Origin of the sequence: Desulfosarcina cetonica JCM 12296, assembly GCF_001311845.1 — a bacterium.
Taxonomy (GTDB): domain Bacteria; phylum Desulfobacterota; class Desulfobacteria; order Desulfobacterales; family Desulfosarcinaceae; genus Desulfosarcina; species Desulfosarcina cetonica.
This window is the reverse complement of sequence record NZ_BBCC01000039.1, coordinates 1-16647: the sequence shown is the minus strand read 5'-3', so window position 1 is coordinate 16647 and position 16647 is coordinate 1. Positions and strand designations below refer to the sequence as shown.

Below are 16647 nucleotides of genomic sequence, written 5' to 3'. Positions count from 1 at the left end.
AGGCAGGACAAAATGCGCAAACTCCGAATTCTCCTGGTCGACGATGATCCGTACATCCTGAGCGGTATTGGCAAGGATCTTGAGAGCGAAGGCTATCATGTCAACACGGCGGAAAGCGGCGAAAGGGCCATTGCCCGTCTCCAAGAGACCCATTTTGATTTGGTCATCACCGACTTGCTGATGGATCACATCGATGGCATCCAGGTGCTCAAGGCGGCCAAGGCGAGAAGCCCGGAAACCATGGTCCTGATCCTCACCGGCTACGGCGACATGTCGTCGGCCATCGACGCCCTGCGGCTGGATGCCGACGATTACATGCTCAAGCCGTGTGAACCCGAGGAGATCAAATTCAGGGTTTCCCGTTGCTTCGAACGTCTGGAAGCATCGCGCAAGATCCGACTCTACGAAAAAATGCTGCCGATCTGCTGTGTCTGCAAAAAAATCCGCGACGACAGCGGCCAAGAGCCGGGCACGGGCCAATGGGTGTCGGTGGAGAAGTATGTCTGGGAAAAGGCCGGCATCGCCCCCACATCGACCTACTGCCCGCAATGCGCCGCCGCCGTCAAGAAGGAGATGGGGCTGGAATAGGACGGGGCGTTCTATCCGTCCGTCCCCATCGCCACCGCATCATCCGGCCATGTCACCGTATGGACGACGATCGTCTTGGCACCCACCGTCCAGCGCACGTTGACATCATACAATCGCACGCCATACTCGCTACGGCCCGACCGGGCCTCCGCATAGGCCGGTCGCGGATCCGCCCCCAGCACCTGGGTCACCAACCCGGCAAATCCCGGATAACGGCGTTCGATCGTCACGAGGGCCTGCCTTGCCGCATCGGTGAAGTCGACCCGCAGGCAGGCACGGGGCGGCTGAGCGGCAAATCCGCCGGTCGCTTCCGCGATCCGGTCCGCATAGGGCAGGTACGGCTTGATGTCCAGCACCGGCGTCCCATCCAGAATGTCAACCCCGGACAGCTCGAGCAAAAGCTGCCCCCGTTCGCGACGCATTCCTTCCAGGACCACACTCGACATGCCGATGGGATTGGGTCGAAAACCGGAACGGGTGGCGAACACCCCCATGCGTCGGTTGCCCCCCAGTCGCGGCGGTCGGACCGTGGGCTGCCATTTCCCGGGCGGATTGCCATGGAAAACGAACAGAATCCACAGGTGTGAAAATTGGTCGATGCCGCGGAAGGCTTCGTCGCGGTCGTGGGGTGGCAGGATCTTCAGGGTGGCCCGGGCGGCCGGCACCAGACCCGGCTGACGGGGAATGCCGAACTTCTCGGTAAAACATGAGTGGATCACGCCGATGGGCTTAAAGGTGAATGACCGCGCCAATGGATAATGCCTCACAATAGATGGCTCGAAAAAAACATGACTTATCGCATCTCAAATAACTCTTGATGATAATTCCCTGACGGTAGACCCTGACCCAAAAAATTATTTCGCAAGGAACGACCGAAAGCAATTGGCCCGCAAAACCATAGGCTTGCTGAACGCCATGCTGGTACCGCCGCACGAATCTGTTCAGGTGTTAAGCGGCCATCTTTTGGAGGTACGATGATGTGCAATTTGATGTTCGCGGCTTTAGCATCGGCGGTGATTTTATCAATAGCTCTTTGGTCGTAATCACTGGTCACATGGAACAAATCAATATTCTGCTGACCACGAAACTGCGACAGATAATTCATCCTCGCAATAAAAGGCGTAATACCGACACCCGCACCAACCCATATCTGGTGTGCGAGGGTATCATTGAAATCGAAGCAACCATAGGGACCTTCTATGGAGACAGGCATGCCAACATTTAACCAATTTTGCAGTTGTTGGGTCCAGTCACCCAGCTCTTTCACAATAAAGGTTAAATCTCGCTCATCCGGGTTCCATGCCGATGCAATGGTGTAGGGGTGTGTCCCTTCGGAGTTTTTTGACGTAAGAAAAGCAAACTGGCCAGGTACGTGCCCCTGCCATCCATTTTCGAGCTGAATACAACCTTCAACAACCCGCACTCCGGGATAAGTGGTTATTGATTTAATCGTTCCTTGTACTTTGCGCTTACGGCCAACACGTCCCGTCAAAACCAGAAATGTCGCCAACGTGCCGATCAAGAGTAAGATCGCCATAACCCAGCCAACAGGTTGGGTCCAATATTCAAATTCTGTCAGAACAAGCGTGTGATATACCAGCGTTAGATAAGCAACCGCCAACCATTTATGCGTCTTCCTGAACAAGTGGTAGGGAAACGACTTGACCAAAGCCAGGGTAATCAATACGACTACGGCATAAAATGCCCACTCGCCAATCGTTTCGGCTAAGCCACGCTGCTGTTCAGCCACTGTTCAAGTTGGGACAGAGACTCTCCAGAGGGTGGTTTTCGCGGCGGATGAGTCAACCAGCCCCACCCGACCATCCATTTGGAACCTTGGGCCCACCACCAGTGGAGAATAGAGACCACCAGTCCGGTAATCCCAATCCACTTGTGGAGACGGTACATCTTGTCTAACCCTTTCAATGGCCGTTCCATCCATTTGGGACGCACTGCCAGCAACAATGATAGACTCATCAATCCCATGCCGATAACGCCTGTGTATTGAATGAACACCGTGCGGAAAGAAAAATATGTAAAGGGATTTGGCATTAGTGTGTCCGCCAACAGCCATAACAAGCTTAATGATAGTAAGAACACCCAAAAAGCAACCTTAATGTTTTTCATAAATATCCTCTGGATTCTTGATTTAACTAAGATGTTTGTTACACATCCGTCAACTAAGGAGGGCTCCTTCTGACCAGATCAAATCCAATTCTTCAGCCTGAAAAGAAAGCGCCCTGTTATGTGCTATCGCAACACTTCAATTTTTACGCTGATTAGACCAGAAGATGTATTACCTATGGTGCGGAAGGCAGATTTTGAAAGATCGATAATGCGACCTTTGACAAACGGCCCGCGATCATTAATTTTTACAATTACACTTTTGCCATTCTTGATATTGGTTACCTTTACATTTGACCCGAATGGCAACCTTTTATGAGCGGCCGTTTTCAAATCATGCTTATAAAGTTCGCCACTAGCGGTCTTTCTATTCTGATGTTTGTCCGCATAGTATGAGGCTTTGCCAGATTCTGTAAATCCGATCCAGTTACCTCCGGCGCCAGTTTGAACGGTACTACAACCTGTCAAAATGCAGAGAAACAGCAAGAGCGGTAATTTTTTTAAGTAGACATGCATATTGGGTCTTTGATTGTTTTCTCATAACGGTTGCTTAACGCGCGGCGGCTTTTTGCCGTCACAGTTAAAGCAGAGGTTATACGCTGCTCCGATCAATTTGCTTGATATTAAAGCCTTCGTCTGCACTTGGTTCTTCAAAAAAACTTGTTACATGATGAAAGACTTCTTCAGTGTCAAAGGATGCTCTTTCTGGTTGTTCAGTGCGCCTTTGTGCGATCTGTTTAAGGCAAATTTCGTTACTAACATTCAGATAAATCAGTTCATGAGGCGCATTAATTTCAGCATATAAAGTTTTGAACCATTTTCGCTGAGAAACTGTATTGGCCGGAAAATCCATAACCACATCAGTTCCTGTGCGTAAAATATTTTGAACATGAGATGTTACCAGTGGCTTTAACTGACGAGAGAAGTTAAGATAGTCATCGAATTTTTTAATCTGTCCCGGATATAGCGATTCTAACCATTCATCTTCAGAAATAAGCACAGCATTCTGATCGTGAGCTACTTCTTTTGATTTTATCGTTTTACCAGCACCCATTTTTCCACAGAAAAATATCAATCTTCCATTTTCTTTCATTTTGTTCCCATTGTTCAATTCATATAATCCATAGAAACGTATAACAGTCGCGGCTTGCATCTCGCGGCCGATAAGCGGCGCGTAGCCCGCTTATCGGTTGAACCAATCGGTCCGGGAATAACCACATATCATACGTTCAGTATAATTAGGGCCTTAAACAAATGGCAATGTCAAAAATACTACCGCTTTTCCCGGTCCGCTTTAGTGGGCGGTCATTAACCCTACCTATCGATTTTTACTGTAAAAAATCTTCTGCCTTCATTCTCGTTGAAATCAGCTTTTTCAAGATTCAATCCAATATTTATGAATGGTATCCGTGGTATCCGCATAGGCCGGTCTCAGATCCGCCCCCAGCACATAGGTCACCAACCCGGCGAATCCCGGATAACGGCGTTCGATCGTCACGAGGGCCTGCCTTGCCGCGTCGGTGAAGTCGGCCCGCAGGCAGGCACGGGGCGGCTGAGTGGCAAATCCGCCGGTCGCTTCCGCGATCCGGTCCGCATAGGGCAGGTACGGTTTGATATCCAGCACCGGCGTCCCATCCAGGATGTCGACACCGAACAGCTCGAGCAAAAGCTGCCCCCTTTCGCGACACATGCCTTCCAGGACCACACTCGACATGCCGATGGGATTGGGCCGAAAACCGGAACGGGTGGCAAACACCCCCATGCGTCGGTTGCCCCCCAGCCGCGGCGGTCGGACCGTGGGTTGCCATTTCCCGGGCGAATTGCCATGGAAAACGAATAGAATCCACAGGTGTAAAAATATGAACGAGTAATGCCGTGGCAACGATTTACCGCCAAATACAAGCTCCGGATACGCTCAATCCACATAGAAAGAATCCCCCCGAACATGCGTATAAATTGCCTTGATTTCTACTGGGAAAATATGTTCTTTTGATCAGATATCAATTATTATTGATCTGTCGACGGCGTGCTCCATAGACCATCCCATATAACAGAATTTTGAAGGAATCAGTCATGCAAAATGAAACCCCTTCCTGTGCCCGTTGTCCTTTTAAAGCATCAGACCGATTATGCCAAAAAAAGGATGGTAAAGCTCCCCATTTCTGCCCTACTCGAAATTTGGCAGAACTTGCAGAACAAAGCCTGAAGGAATATGACAAGCCCAGTATTTCTGAATTTGCCAAACAATCTTCGATACAAGAATCGGAAGGTTATTTGAACAAGGATCTCGGATATGAAAATCTTAGAGCATCAAAAACCCGAATCGAAGAAACAATGGAATTTGCGGCGAGGATGCACTACAAACGTTTAGGCATCGCTTTTTGCCTTGGTTTGAGAAATGAAGCAAAGGTTGTAGAGAAGATTTTTTTATCGAGAAAGTTTGAGGTCGTTTCGGCAATATGCAAAGTTGGAAGAATTTCTAAAGAACGGATTGGTGTCGGCAAAGAACATCATATCGCATTGGATAGGGCTGAGGAGGCCATGTGCAATCCGATCTTGCAGGCCATGATATTGAACACGGAAAAAACTGATTTTAATGTCCTTTTGGGCCTTTGTGTTGGTCACGATTCCCTGTTCCTTAAGTATGCTGAGGCTCCCTGCACAATACTTGCCGTTAAAGACAGGATGCTTGGCCACAACCCTCTGGCGGCCGTTTATAATGTAAACAGCTATTATCGCTGTTTGAAGTAGCTTGCGATGCTAGCGCTCCTCATCTACTACCCCAGTCTCCGCCGCTTTAAGGAACTGAGACCAGAAAGCATCCAAGATGTCCTGAGTATCAAGGGAATGCGTTCGAACCAAAAACACCTCACGGTCCTCGTGTTCACATTCATCAACTCCGGGAACGGACGCGAACCGCTCCCGGAGGCGAAAAAATTCCTCCGATCCCAGATACTGTTCTGCGGCTTCATGGACGTGAATTTCGTAGTCCCATTCACTACCAATCTCCCTTACAGAAAGCCATTGCCGACCTTCCTCCCGGCAGGGACTTGCACCCTGCAAGATGCGCCGAGCATGAGGGACTGGGCGGCATGTCGACACTCGAAAGGCAGCTGCCCTGCAGCTATATTTTTTTCCCGATATAGAATACATACCCATAGAATTTCTTATACTTCTCGTATAGGCGCTGCTCGTGCCTCTGATTTTCAATAAACCCTTTTACGGATGCATCTTTAGGGTGTTTCGCCAAAAATATCTTCTGCGCTTCAGCTTGCGGTGAGTAGAAGTGATCAAGCCAGCAGGATTCCGGCAAAGCGAAACATGCCACCGGCATATAGCCCGCCGTCTGCACTTGCGCCAATTTCACAGGAATCGTATTAATCTCAGGATATGCTTCCATCCAGAAGTCCTCAATTTCGTCAGGACGCTTATCCGTGAACCATGACACCTCCGAAACAGCGATGTAACCCCCTATTTTTATATACTGTCTCCACTCACGAAGGCCACGTTCAAAACCAATATTGTAGATTGCGCCTTCAGACCATATCAGGTCTATCTTGCCTGGATCGAATGGGAGATTATCCATAGAACCAACGCATCCCGTCACCCGATCATTCAGCCCATGCTGCCTGGCATTGGCATTAAATAGATCGATAAATCTCGGAAACAGATCTATCCCGGTGATCTTGCCGGAAACTCTCTGAGCCAAGACCATCGTCTGTCCGCCTGTGCCGCAGCCAATATCGGCAACATGGGAATCAGAATTTATCCCATCTATGAAGTCAAATGCCCTATTAGTGATTTCAGGGCTACCAGGTCCCTGGCGAGTCAAGGCCGAGAAATATTCACAGATCATATTGAGGTCAAATTCGTGTATTGATTGGATGTCAGACATCACGCTCTCCTTCTACTGTATCCCAAATATGATGCAGTCTCAGTGGCAGCGCTTTCGCCGCCGAACGGTGAAGTGAGGGCGCGATGAAAGATCTACAAGAAAAAATGCCAGCGTCCCCTCAACTGACTGGTTGGCGAGTTATACTGCGAATGGCAATAAAATGTGAAAATTACCGCCGATATTAATTTTCTACGGGACAAAAGTGGTATTATTTGCCATACTACCCTGGATGCATTGAACCTTCAATGAGCCGCCAGGGAGAGACTAATGATTAAAGTAGTATTTTCTGACCAGGATCTTAAAGCTATTGACTATGAAAGGTTTCATCATCCCATTCCCCGAGTTCAGCGCAGGATGGAAGTCCTCTGGCTAAAAAGTCAGGGGCTTCCACACAAACAGATTGCGAAAATATCGGGTGCTTGTGACAATGCCGTGACAAAATACTTGCGACTTTACCGTCAAGGCGGCCTTGATGAAATTAGAAAAGTCAATTTTCACCGTCCTCAAAGTGAACTTGAAAAATATAGCGATTCGATTGAACAGCATTTTCGGGAGAATCCGGTTGCCAATATTGCGCAAGCTGCTGCTGAAATCGAAAGGCTGACCGGAATTCGACGCAGCAAGACCCAAGTTGGTGTATTTCTAAAAAAGCTTGGCATGAAGTACCGCAAAGTCGGATCAGTCCCTGCGGGTGCGGACCTCGAAGCCCAAGAAGAATTTAAAAAAAAGACCTTGAACCAAGAATAGAACAGGCAAAGGCCGGTCAGCGCCACCTGTTCTTTATGGACGCCGCGCATTTCGTATTTGCACCGTTTTTGGGTTACCTTTGGTGTTTCGTCAGACTATTCATAGAGGGCTATCGCAGTCCTCCCACCAGACGTTGGAACTCAGCATTTCACAACTGTAATGAACCATCTTTCTTTGCCTGGAACCTTTGGGGCTTCCCGAGTTCTCCGACGCATCTCTTCCTGCATGCCACGGCCTGTGGACTCCGGCGGACCTCCACATCCTCGCCAAAACGGATGCTTCTGTGTTGCCTTCGGCGACCGTTAAAACCCTCGGCGTCCGCAACTGTAATTTCGAAGCTGTACCAGCACTTCAGGGTGCGCGATCTCCCCTGCGGCCTACAGGATTCTCTGCCTACGCTTAGCCCATCTTGTTCAATACCCTACTCCATTGATCGGTCAGTGGGGTGAGACCTTCCGCGAATGGCACCGGTTGCCCGGGTCGCGGCTCGTTTCCAGCCAATACATCGGCGTCCAACACTTACAATGAGTAGAAAGTATCTCCGCCATGGACCAAGGCTCGATACGGGTGGGTGGCTAACCCTTACAGAAAGCCATTACTGACTTTCCTCCCGGCAGGGACTTGCACCCTGCAAGATGCGCCGAGCTTTGCTCGCGCGATAACGCCAGCCTCAGCAGCCGCGGCGATCTTCCCGCGGTCTGCTGAAGGCAGATGTTCTGTCTGAATATATATTAATGGTGCAATTCAGAATCGATTCGTTCAGACAAAAAAATCTTCAGTAGAGACTGATACGGAACATCACGCTTATTAGCTAACAATTTTAAATCTTCGAGCATTGATTCCGGGAGGCGTATGGAAATGGTGCGCGTCGAAGGTTTTAGCTTTGAAAAAACAGCCTCTTCAGCCTCAGACCAATCGATATAATCAGAAGAATCGTTTTGCTGCCAAAAAAGGCGTTCCTCTGCCTCATTTTTGAATTTAGGAATCTTCTTCTTTTTCATTTTAAGTACCCTTCCGTTTCCCCTTCCGTCATGTCTCTTGCTGAAATAATCCGAATTTTATCATCGCGAACAGTGAAAACGGCAAAAAGCAATCGATTCATGTTGGTGCGGCCGAGTACATAATAGCGATTTTCAGATAAAGAGTGCACTTTATCACGTTTTACAATAATTGGTTTATTGAAAAATATTTGTTCGCATTCCACAGTTGAAACATCATGCCGCTCCCAATTCTTAGGAATATTCCCATGGTCCCATTCGAAACCAGTGCAATTCGCCAATATTTTGGTCGGTTTAACCATGTGGTTTTGTATATCATGGTTATATACAATTGTCAATTGGTAGCTGGGACAGAACGGGGAGTTGAGGGGCCAGGCTTTTAAACCCCAAAACTTCCGGTAAAAAAGTTAAATTTTCCTGAACCAAGGGCTTCCGAAAGGCCGCGCAGTAAGCCTGGTCCCTCTCCAACGATTTGTTCGCATTTTATTGTTCAGTCGTATTACGTGCAGCAAGTTTCTTTCTTTCATTCTCCCAATCCGTAATAAACATGTTTAGGAAATCATCTTCTGAACATGTTGAATCGGGATGAAGAAGGTCTCGCCGCATTTGTAAAACCAATTCCCCAAACCGTATTAACACATCATGAGGATTTCCACTTGCATCTGGTTGGGATGTCGCTCTAAATCCAAGATATTTTTTTACTGTTTTATCAGACCCAAAAATAAAGAGCCATATCCCGAGAGAAACCATTTTCTTATTAAATTCCATCTGTTTCTTAGGGTTTGATGCAATCTCTTTTTGAACCTTTCGATCCGTCCACACACTATTAAAATAATCTATAAATTCAATATATTCCTCAGCCATTCTGGCTTGGCTTTCTTGATACCTAATTGTTTGCAATTGATTTTCTTGAGTTAAAGATGCTTTTATTGCTTCTAAGTCTTTTTTGAAACCATATTCATATCTGATCTCACCTTCTTTATGCAGTCTTCCAGGCAATTTTTTTATATAATTTATTCCGACCCCTATCAAAATTATGAGAAAGAATTGAGCTATAAATAATGCAATATCCATTAGTCGGTATCCATGCGAACAGTGACAATAAGTGGAAAGTTTTCCACGTATTGCGGTTATAGAATGGACTATTTTCCACGTATTGGCATATTACTTGTGAAAAGTGGAAAATAAACCCAGAAATTTTCCACTTTTCATTTTTAGGATATACTCATATCCAAAGCCCCTCCATGTCAACAAGATTATTACTGAAAATCAATACATTATCCTATTTTGCAATGTACAACTGCCATGAAACCATCAAAAGCAGGGGCAATCCCATCCACCTGTCATTGTGCCGTATCATTTGGGATACCGCCCCATTCCCATCAATCACAACAATTGACACGGGAAGGCGGTGCAAGGTAATCTCAATACACTATCATAGCTCAATTTAGGATTATCCGATCAGCCTTTACGTATTCAGGTATGCACCCGACACGGTCAACTGAGAAACAAAAGGAGGGATCAATGAGCGAAAGTGACTACAACGTCATCGAATTGGTGGGAACCAGCCAGGCGTCCTGGGAAATTTCAGCAGACAACGCCCTGGAAACCGCATCAGCCTCTTTGCAGGATCTTAGAGTGGCGGAAATTTCCAAATTGGATATGACGCTGGAAAATGGTAAGATCATCGACTATCGCGTACGGATAAAGGTGTCATTCAAACATGCAGCGGATTGATATTGGGAAATTGCCATTCATTTTTCAGGCGAGGCATTTTCGATGAGAGAGCAAAAAAGTCGGCCTCAACTGGTAGCCGATCATGAGGCGCTGGAGCGCATCTTCCACCGGCCGGAAAACGAACAGTCGCGAAACGTGCTCACCAAGTACATGGAGCAGATCCTGTTTGGCCTGCACGATTTTCTGGGCAAGCACGTGGGAATCACCGAAGAGATTCCCTTGAAAAAGCTGGCTACGCAGTTTACCTCATCGAAAATCGAACGTACCCCGGTTAAAAAGCTGGCGGAGGTTATCACCGAGATCATCGAGGAGATCGCCCCCCAGGCAGTCAATATCTCCTCCCCCTATTTTATCGGCCACATGACCTCGGCCATTCCCTTTTTCATGGTGCATCTGAGCACCATCGTTGCTGCACTGAACCAAAATCCGGTGAAAATCGAAACCTCTAAGGTGGTGAGTGTTTATGAGCGCCAGGTGCTGGCCAAGGTTCACCGGCTGTTGTTCGATCTCGACGAAACTTTCTACGATACACATATCCAGAAGCCGGAAAGCACCCTGGGGTCATTCGTGGAAGACGGCACCTTGGCCAATCTTACCGCCCTCTGGGTGGCTCGGAACCGACTGCTGCCCGCCACATCGGGCGGCGCCGGAGCCGAACGCGATGGATTGGCCGCTGCCCTAAAAGACCGTGGCCTCCGCAGGCTGACAATCATGGTATCTCAATTGGGGCACTACTCCATCCGCAAATCGGCCGGGGTGTTGGGGCTGGGCTACGATGCGGTAACGCCGATTCCCGTGGACAGCGCCAACCACATGGATCTGAAAGTGCTCGAACGCACCCTCAAGGCGCATCACCGGGATCCGGAAACATCCGTCATGGCCGTTATCGGCATCGCCGGTACAACGGAAACCGGCGCCGTGGACCCCCTGCCGGCCATCGCCGACCTGTGCCGCGAATTCGGCGTCCACTTTCATGTGGATGCGGCCTGGGGCGGGCCGGTGCTGCTGTCCGAACGCTATCGTGGATTGCTCAAAGGCATCGAGTTGGCGGATTCGATCACCATTGACGGCCACAAACAATTCTACCTGCCCATGAGCAATGGCATGGTGTTCTTCAGGGACCCCCAGGCCATGGATGCCGTGGCTTACCATGCCGCCTACATCAACCGTCCGGGCTCGGTCGATCTTGGCATTCACTCCTTGGCGGGTTCGCGTTCCGCCACTTGCCTGGTGCTGGGAAGCGCTTTGGATATCATGGGGGCCGGCGGATATGCGTTGCTCCTCGACCACGGCATCGACATCGCCCGCGCGTTTGCCGAAGAGATCACCCGTCGCCCCATGTTCGAATTGATCACGGCTCCCGAGCTCAACATTTTGACCTACCGTCTTGTACCCGACGCGCTGCGTGGCGCCAACGACGCTAAGGGACCCTGAACGAAGACGTCCGTTTGCGGCTGTTGAATAAAATCAATATCAAGCTTCAGCGGATGCAACGCGAGGCCGGCAACAGTTTCGTTTCCCGGACCACGTTGCGACGATCCGGCCGGCCCGACATGGTGGTTTTGCGCGTGGTGCTCATGAACCAACGCACGACCCCGGACATCCTCAACGAGATCCTGGACGAACAGGAAGCGATTTATCGAGACTGCATTGCGCCAACGCTACGTCTGAAATAAACCCTTCATGGAGCGCTTCCGGCCGGCTACGCCAGCCCCAGATAATCCAGCACGCCCTTGCCATAGCGGGCGGTAAAAGCCGCGTCCACCTTCTGCACGGGATTGGCGCCGAGAAAAGCCAGCAGGTCGTCCATGCGGGCCTTGCGTTCGACGCCATCTTTGATGTCCGTCAACCCGGCCAATCGGTTCTCGATGGCGAAGTAGGCCATCTTGTCGTCCAGGGGTAGCTGCCAGAAGAGCAGGAATCCACGCTCGGGGAAATCCACCCCCAGGATCCCGTAGCAATAGGTCATGAAGTCCCGCTCCAGGCGCTGTTGGATGTCGATGATGCCGGCCTTGGCGGCCTCGCCCACAGCCCGTTCAAACGGCCGGCCAAGGACTTCGATGTAGATCTTGAACTTGGGCTCGGTGCCCGACGGCCGCACGGTCACGCGGATGCCGCGGGTCTCGGGCGTCGGCTGGAGTTTCAGAATCAAGACATTGCGCGAGGCGGTATCGGTGGACGACAAATGGGGCTGGGGATCGCCCTGCCAGCGGTCGATCTTCTCCGTCACGACAAACCTCCCGATACGTTCGATGGCCGTTTCCCTCAGGTGCTGCATGATGCGGTTGATCTGCCCGATGCCCTTGGCGCCCAAGAGGCGAATTTCGGTGAGATAATTGTGGCAGTAGCCGTAGCGGGCGTAGATGTCGTCCAGGTAGTCCACCAGGCTGCGCCCCTCGGCCTTGAGCATGGCGGCCAGCTCGGCCAGCCAGACGGCCGCGCTGGCGGCATCCTTGTCCCGCACGTAGTTGCCCATGATGAAGCCGTGACTCTCCTCGGTGCCGAGGATGAAGTCGGCCGAGTGGCCGGCTGCCTCCAGGCGGTTCATCTCCTCACCGATGTATTTGAAGCCCACAAGCAGATCGCCGATGCACTGAATGCCGTTTTCCGCGGCGATCGCCTCAATGAGCGAGGAGGTGACATCGGTCTTGATGATCACGTGACGCGGCGTGAGTTCCCCCTTGGCCCGGTAGCGGTCCAGGGCGTAGGCGCAGAGCACGATGCCGATCTCGTTACCGTTGAGAAATCGCCAGGTGCCTGCGTGGCGCACCATGATGCCGATGCGGTCGGCGTCCGGTCGGTGCTCATGATCACGTCGGCGGCAATGGCATCGGCACCCGGCAGGGAGGCGTCGAAGGACTGGATCACCTCGGGGTTGGGAATGTTGAAGGTCACGTTCTCGAAGGCGCCGCTGGGATTGGCCGTGGCCGGATCCAGATGAATGTCGTGCCCCAATTGCTTGAGCACGGGGTAGACCGAGGTCAGGCCCGTGCCGTGCAACGGGCTGTAGAGAATTTTGATGCCACGCGCCGGGCTGAGGGTCAGCTCGGCCACGGCCGCCTGGTAGGCCGCGTCCACCGCCTGGCCGATCAGGGTCAAGAGACCCTTTTCGCGGGCGACGTCCAAATCCAGGGTCTGGATGGCGGCCACATTGCCGGTGACTTCGTCCACCAGATCCTGGTCGTGGGGCGGGATCAACTGGCCGCCGTATTGGTCGTAAACCTTCTTGCCGTTGTCCGTGGGCAGATTGTGGCTGGCGGAAAAAACGCATCCGGAGACGGCATCCAGATGGCGGATGACAAAGGAGAGTTCCGGTGTGCTGCGCGGGCCGTCGAACAGGTGCACCCGGATGCCGTTGGCCGTGTAGACCTGGGCCGCGGCTTCTGCCAGTTGCCGGCCGTCCAGACCGGCCACCGGGTTGGGCCGGTCGGCGGCATAGCATCGGGTATCGGTGAACCGGCGCACGTCATAGGCCAGCACCACGCCCCGCTTCCGGGCCGCCTCGCCGTGGGCACTGACCAGGTACTGACTGTGCCCCTGGGCCGAGGCCTGGATGGTCCAGGGGTTGATGCGGTTGGGGCCGATGCCCACCAACCCCCGCCGGCCGCCCGTGCCAAAGGGAATCACCTGGTAAAAGGCGTCCAACAGAAAATCCCACTGGGCCGTCTCCACAAAATGCGCGATTTGGGGAACATAGACGGCAAACAGGGGGTCCTTCAGCCAGGTCGAAAGCCCTTTCAGGCGTCGGCAACAAGGGAATCGGGAACGTCGAGCGCGCGGAATCCTTTTTTTGCTTTTTCCATCAGGGTCTGGTATGGGTCCATGCCGTTGTCCTCGTAATTCGTGTCCATCCGGAAATGGGCAATGAACAATGCCCGCCTGCTGGGGTAAATATTGTATTTTACCGTCATTGACAACGGTTTTACCGGCACCTTCTCAAAGAAGCGGCACCTGAAAGCCCCATGAACAGCGTCCATCGCAGAGTCTTCGCCACCCTCTTCTTCTCCATCTTCACCGCTGTCACCGGGGTGGGCATCGTGGTGCCCCTTTTGCCGGTCTATGCCCACGACCTGGGAGCGTCCGGCCTCTATATCGGCCTGATCTTCGGTGCCTTCTCCCTTTCGCGGACCTTTTTCCTGCCCCTGTTCGGACGCCTTTCGGATCGCAAGGGCCGCAAGCCCTTCATCGTTGCCGGTCTCTTCTCCTACGCGGTCATCTCGGTGGCCTTCATCTTCTCAATCAACGTGGAGACCCTGATCGGGATCCGCTTCATCCAGGGCATCACCTCGGCCATGATCATGCCGGTGGTCCAGGCCTACGTGGGCGACATCACGCCCAAGGGCAAGGAGGGCTGGATCATGGGGCTCTTCAACATGTCGCTGATGATCGGTCTGAGTGCCGGGCCCATGATCGGCGGGGTCATCAAGGACCGCTTCAGCCTGCGGGATGCCTTCATCAGCATGGGGGCTCTCTCCATCATCGCCTTCGTCTGCAGCCTGGTGTTTCTGCCGCCCACCGCCAAGGAAAACGTCGTCCAGAAAGGCCGCGTGCCGCTGCAGTGGTCTCGCCTGATCACCGATCCCACCCTGGCCGGGCTATGTTTCTTCCGCCTGGCCTACACGGCCTGCATCGGCATCATCTGGGGGTTCCTGCCGGTCTTCGCCGATACCCAGTTTTCCATCTCCGCATCGGCCATCGGCATTCTGGTCACCCTGGGCATTTTCGTCAGCGGGGTGATCCAGGTTCCCATGGGCTGGGCGGCGGACCGCTTCGAGCGCAAGCGTCTGGTCCTTTTGGGAGGCGCCATCGTCACCGCCTCGGTTTACGCCTTCAGTCATGCCACGGGGTTCTGGTATATGTTCTACGCCAGCATCGTCTTCGGTTTGGGCGGAGGCATCTGCATGCCGGCCCTGATGGCCGTGGCCGTGCTGTGGGGCAGCCGCAGCGAGGCCATGGGCTCGGTGATGGCGCTTTTGACCGTGGCCCACAGCCTGGGCATGCTCCTCGGATCGGTGCTGGCCGGGGTGATGATGGACCTCTTCGAGCTGCGCCACGCCTTCATGCTCGGCAGCCTGACCATGGTGGCGGGCATCCTGGTCTTCCTGGTCTGCACCTGGCGCAGGGATTTGAACCACGGCACGGCACATCGCGCGGCCCAGCCGATCCCGGAAGGTTGAGAAGAGGTCTATTCGCTTTCCTGGTAGGCCTCGGGAACAAAGCGCGGCGTGCAAACGGCCAGAAAAACCAGATCGACATCACCGGTGTTGGTGATGCGCTGGGGGCACTGCGGCGGAATGGTCACCACGTCGCCGGGACCGACCGTCCGGGGCGGCTGATCGCCCACCGCTACCTGTCCCCGGCCTTCGAGGATCACATAGCGCTCGGTAATCCCCAACAGGCGGTGCCAGCGGGTGGTCACGCCGGGCGTGACCCGCGCCCGGGCGATGGAAACCGCCGGATCGTCGGCGGTGTTGGCCAGCTCGAGGATAAAGCAGCCCTCCTGGAAGAAGTACTCCGCTTCCGGCCGCATCCGGCGAATCGTTGGCGACGCAGGGCCATCCGGCATGGATTCACCGGCAACCATCACTGTTTGACCGTGGCCAGTTTCAGGGCCAGCCCCACGAAAACCGTCCCGGCCAGGCGATTCATGATCACCTGGGTGCGCGGCGACCGGTTGAGCCAGCCGCCGATGGTGCCGGCCAGAAGGGCGATGCCGCCGAAGATCAGGATCGTCGAAACGATGAAAACCCCGCCCAAAAGAAGCATCTGCAGGGTCAGCGAGCCACGGGCCGGATCGGCGAACTGGGGCAGGAAGGCCAGGAAAAAGATCGACACCTTGGGGTTGGTGACGTTCATGATGATGCCGCGCCGATAAAGCCGGCCATAGCTCAGTTCGCTGCGTTGGCCGGTGGCGATGGTTTCCGCCGAGGCGCGGAAAATCCGCCAGGCCAGGTAGAGAAGATAGCCGGCGCCGACCAGCTTCAGGGCGGTGAAGGCCAGGGCCGAGGCCTTGAAGATCGCCGCCACGCCAAAGGCCACGGCCGTGGTGTGAACGATCAGGCCGGTGCACAGCCCCAGGGTCACCAGCAGGCCGGCCAGCTTGCCCCGTAGGGCCGACTGGGTGAGAACGAAGATGTTGTCCGGCCCGGGGGCCAGGGCGAGCAGGATCGATGCCATGAAAAACGCGATCAGCGTATCGTTGGATATCATGGGTGGTCTTTCGTCAAGGTTCGCGGTAGCGGATTATCGTTGTTCGAGTGGCTGCCATCCGCTACCATCCAGATGCGACAATGTCAAATGTCCAATGACAAATGCCAATTGAAAGCATTCTATCCATCTACAATCGATACAATCCTTCAATTGACATTCGGATTTTGGCATTTGGCATTGACGCGTTGGGTTCTGCCTGAACCCGCAACAAAATGAGGTGGTCTAAAGCGTTGCGATCGATTCACACGTTTCCCACCACCCGCACCTCGCGCGCCAGCCGAATCCCGAAGGTCGCCTGAACCGACTCGGCCACGGCCTCGGCCAGGGCCAGGATGTCCCGCCCCGTGG

Annotated in this window: 23 protein-coding genes; 7 read left to right on the top strand and 16 right to left on the bottom strand. The window is 52.9% G+C overall.

Features of this window, described 5'->3' with window-relative positions; all coding sequences use genetic code 11:
• Nucleotides 1-12 precede the first annotated feature (12 nt).
• Nucleotides 13-588 (top strand): response regulator, encoded by a 576-nt coding sequence (locus JCM12296_RS11275; protein ID WP_054692787.1) that lies wholly within the window; start codon nucleotides 13-15, stop codon nucleotides 586-588.
• A gap of 11 nt (nucleotides 589-599) precedes the next feature.
• Here the strand turns inward: JCM12296_RS11275 and tsaA (JCM12296_RS11270) are convergent, their stop codons facing one another.
• From tsaA (JCM12296_RS11270) to tsaA (JCM12296_RS11255), 6 genes are all read right to left on the bottom strand, one after another.
• A complete protein-coding gene (tsaA, locus tag JCM12296_RS11270; protein ID WP_054692784.1) occupies nucleotides 600-1340 on the bottom strand; it encodes a tRNA (N6-threonylcarbamoyladenosine(37)-N6)-methyltransferase TrmO in 741 nt (246 codons plus the stop codon).
• Nucleotides 1341-1381: 41 nt separating this feature from the next.
• Nucleotides 1382-2338 carry a ferredoxin reductase family protein gene (locus JCM12296_RS11265; RefSeq protein ID WP_246804163.1) on the bottom strand — a complete coding sequence of 319 codons (957 nt, stop codon included), beginning with the start codon at nucleotides 2336-2338 and terminating at the stop codon, nucleotides 1382-1384.
• Complete coding sequence (locus JCM12296_RS44195; RefSeq protein WP_246804162.1) at nucleotides 2314-2715, bottom strand: ferric reductase-like transmembrane domain-containing protein; 402 nt, start codon at nucleotides 2713-2715, stop codon at nucleotides 2314-2316. The genes JCM12296_RS11265 and JCM12296_RS44195 overlap by 25 nt, the downstream gene beginning before the upstream one ends.
• Nucleotides 2716-2838: 123 nt before the next feature.
• Entirely contained in the window at nucleotides 2839-3228 is a 390-nt protein-coding gene (locus tag JCM12296_RS36275; RefSeq protein WP_083456069.1) for a septal ring lytic transglycosylase RlpA family protein, read from the bottom strand.
• A 76-nt stretch (nucleotides 3229-3304) separates the two neighbouring features.
• Nucleotides 3305-3805: a P-loop nucleotide/nucleoside kinase family protein gene (locus JCM12296_RS11260; RefSeq protein WP_054692856.1), complete on the bottom strand. Its 501-nt coding sequence runs from the start codon at nucleotides 3803-3805 to the stop codon at nucleotides 3305-3307.
• Between the two features lie 282 nt (nucleotides 3806-4087).
• The gene (gene tsaA / locus JCM12296_RS11255; RefSeq protein WP_083456068.1) at nucleotides 4088-4594 is read right to left on the bottom strand and encodes a tRNA (N6-threonylcarbamoyladenosine(37)-N6)-methyltransferase TrmO; all 507 of its coding nucleotides are present in this window, start codon (nucleotides 4592-4594) and stop codon (nucleotides 4088-4090) included.
• Nucleotides 4595-4785: 191 nt separating this feature from the next.
• On the opposite strand from tsaA (JCM12296_RS11255), the gene JCM12296_RS11250 reads away from it, so the two are divergent.
• Entirely contained in the window at nucleotides 4786-5463 is a 678-nt protein-coding gene (locus JCM12296_RS11250; RefSeq protein ID WP_054692776.1) for a DUF1847 domain-containing protein, read from the top strand.
• Between the two features lie 373 nt (nucleotides 5464-5836).
• Here JCM12296_RS11250 and JCM12296_RS11240 read toward each other — a convergent pair whose 3' ends face one another.
• The gene (locus JCM12296_RS11240) at nucleotides 5837-6607 is read right to left on the bottom strand and encodes a class I SAM-dependent methyltransferase (protein WP_246804161.1); all 771 of its coding nucleotides are present in this window, start codon (nucleotides 6605-6607) and stop codon (nucleotides 5837-5839) included.
• Nucleotides 6608-6874: 267 nt separating this feature from the next.
• Between JCM12296_RS11240 and JCM12296_RS11235 the strand changes: the two genes are divergently transcribed.
• Nucleotides 6875-7354 carry a helix-turn-helix domain-containing protein gene (locus tag JCM12296_RS11235; RefSeq protein ID WP_054692773.1) on the top strand — a complete coding sequence of 160 codons (480 nt, stop codon included), beginning with the start codon at nucleotides 6875-6877 and terminating at the stop codon, nucleotides 7352-7354.
• A gap of 731 nt (nucleotides 7355-8085) precedes the next feature.
• Here the strand turns inward: JCM12296_RS11235 and JCM12296_RS11230 are convergent.
• The 3 genes from JCM12296_RS11230 to JCM12296_RS11225 form a co-directional block, all read right to left on the bottom strand.
• Entirely contained in the window at nucleotides 8086-8355 is a 270-nt protein-coding gene (locus tag JCM12296_RS11230) for a BrnA antitoxin family protein (RefSeq protein ID WP_054692772.1), read from the bottom strand.
• Nucleotides 8352-8654, bottom strand: coding sequence for a BrnT family toxin (locus JCM12296_RS36270; protein ID WP_083456067.1), 303 nt, complete (start codon nucleotides 8652-8654; stop codon nucleotides 8352-8354). The genes JCM12296_RS11230 and JCM12296_RS36270 overlap by 4 nt, the downstream gene beginning before the upstream one ends.
• 181 nt (nucleotides 8655-8835) lie before the next feature.
• Nucleotides 8836-9426: a hypothetical protein gene (locus JCM12296_RS11225; protein ID WP_054692769.1), complete on the bottom strand. Its 591-nt coding sequence runs from the start codon at nucleotides 9424-9426 to the stop codon at nucleotides 8836-8838.
• A 450-nt stretch (nucleotides 9427-9876) separates the two neighbouring features.
• On the opposite strand from JCM12296_RS11225, the gene JCM12296_RS11220 reads away from it, so the two are divergent.
• From JCM12296_RS11220 to JCM12296_RS44190, 3 genes are read left to right on the top strand one after another with little or no spacing between them, the layout of a single operon-like run.
• Nucleotides 9877-10089, top strand: coding sequence for a dodecin family protein (locus JCM12296_RS11220; protein WP_054692766.1), 213 nt, complete (start codon nucleotides 9877-9879; stop codon nucleotides 10087-10089).
• 42 nt (nucleotides 10090-10131) lie between these two features.
• Nucleotides 10132-11523 (top strand): aminotransferase class V-fold PLP-dependent enzyme, encoded by a 1392-nt coding sequence (locus JCM12296_RS11215; RefSeq protein WP_246804160.1) that lies wholly within the window; start codon nucleotides 10132-10134, stop codon nucleotides 11521-11523.
• A 14-nt stretch (nucleotides 11524-11537) separates the two neighbouring features.
• Nucleotides 11538-11765: a hypothetical protein gene (locus JCM12296_RS44190; RefSeq protein WP_246804159.1), complete on the top strand. Its 228-nt coding sequence runs from the start codon at nucleotides 11538-11540 to the stop codon at nucleotides 11763-11765.
• Between the two features lie 26 nt (nucleotides 11766-11791).
• On the opposite strand, the gene JCM12296_RS11210 is transcribed toward JCM12296_RS44190, so the two are convergent.
• The 3 genes from JCM12296_RS11210 to JCM12296_RS47345 form a co-directional block, all read right to left on the bottom strand.
• Nucleotides 11792-12862: a phosphohexomutase domain-containing protein gene (locus JCM12296_RS11210; RefSeq protein WP_083456066.1), complete on the bottom strand. Its 1071-nt coding sequence runs from the start codon at nucleotides 12860-12862 to the stop codon at nucleotides 11792-11794.
• Nucleotides 12745-13761 carry a phosphohexomutase domain-containing protein gene (locus tag JCM12296_RS11205; RefSeq protein ID WP_054692760.1) on the bottom strand — a complete coding sequence of 339 codons (1017 nt, stop codon included), beginning with the start codon at nucleotides 13759-13761 and terminating at the stop codon, nucleotides 12745-12747. The genes JCM12296_RS11210 and JCM12296_RS11205 overlap by 118 nt, the downstream gene beginning before the upstream one ends.
• A gap of 65 nt (nucleotides 13762-13826) precedes the next feature.
• Nucleotides 13827-13961, bottom strand: coding sequence for a hypothetical protein (locus JCM12296_RS47345; protein ID WP_281491975.1), 135 nt, complete (start codon nucleotides 13959-13961; stop codon nucleotides 13827-13829).
• A 90-nt stretch (nucleotides 13962-14051) separates the two neighbouring features.
• Between JCM12296_RS47345 and JCM12296_RS11200 the strand changes: the two genes are divergently transcribed.
• On the top strand, nucleotides 14052-15266 hold the full coding sequence (locus JCM12296_RS11200; RefSeq protein WP_054692757.1) for an MFS transporter: 1215 nt from the start codon (nucleotides 14052-14054) through the stop codon (nucleotides 15264-15266).
• 8 nt (nucleotides 15267-15274) lie between these two features.
• On the opposite strand, the gene JCM12296_RS11195 is transcribed toward JCM12296_RS11200, so the two are convergent.
• The 3 genes from JCM12296_RS11195 to JCM12296_RS51355 form a co-directional block, all read right to left on the bottom strand.
• Nucleotides 15275-15655, bottom strand: a complete 381-nt coding sequence (locus tag JCM12296_RS11195) for a cupin domain-containing protein (RefSeq protein WP_054692853.1) — start codon at nucleotides 15653-15655, stop codon at nucleotides 15275-15277.
• A gap of 17 nt (nucleotides 15656-15672) precedes the next feature.
• Nucleotides 15673-16299 carry a LysE family translocator gene (locus JCM12296_RS11190; protein WP_054692754.1) on the bottom strand — a complete coding sequence of 209 codons (627 nt, stop codon included), beginning with the start codon at nucleotides 16297-16299 and terminating at the stop codon, nucleotides 15673-15675.
• Nucleotides 16300-16540: 241 nt separating this feature from the next.
• Nucleotides 16541-16633 carry a hypothetical protein gene (locus JCM12296_RS51355; RefSeq protein ID WP_479690858.1) on the bottom strand — a complete coding sequence of 31 codons (93 nt, stop codon included), beginning with the start codon at nucleotides 16631-16633 and terminating at the stop codon, nucleotides 16541-16543.
• Nucleotides 16634-16647: the final 14 nt, after the last annotated feature.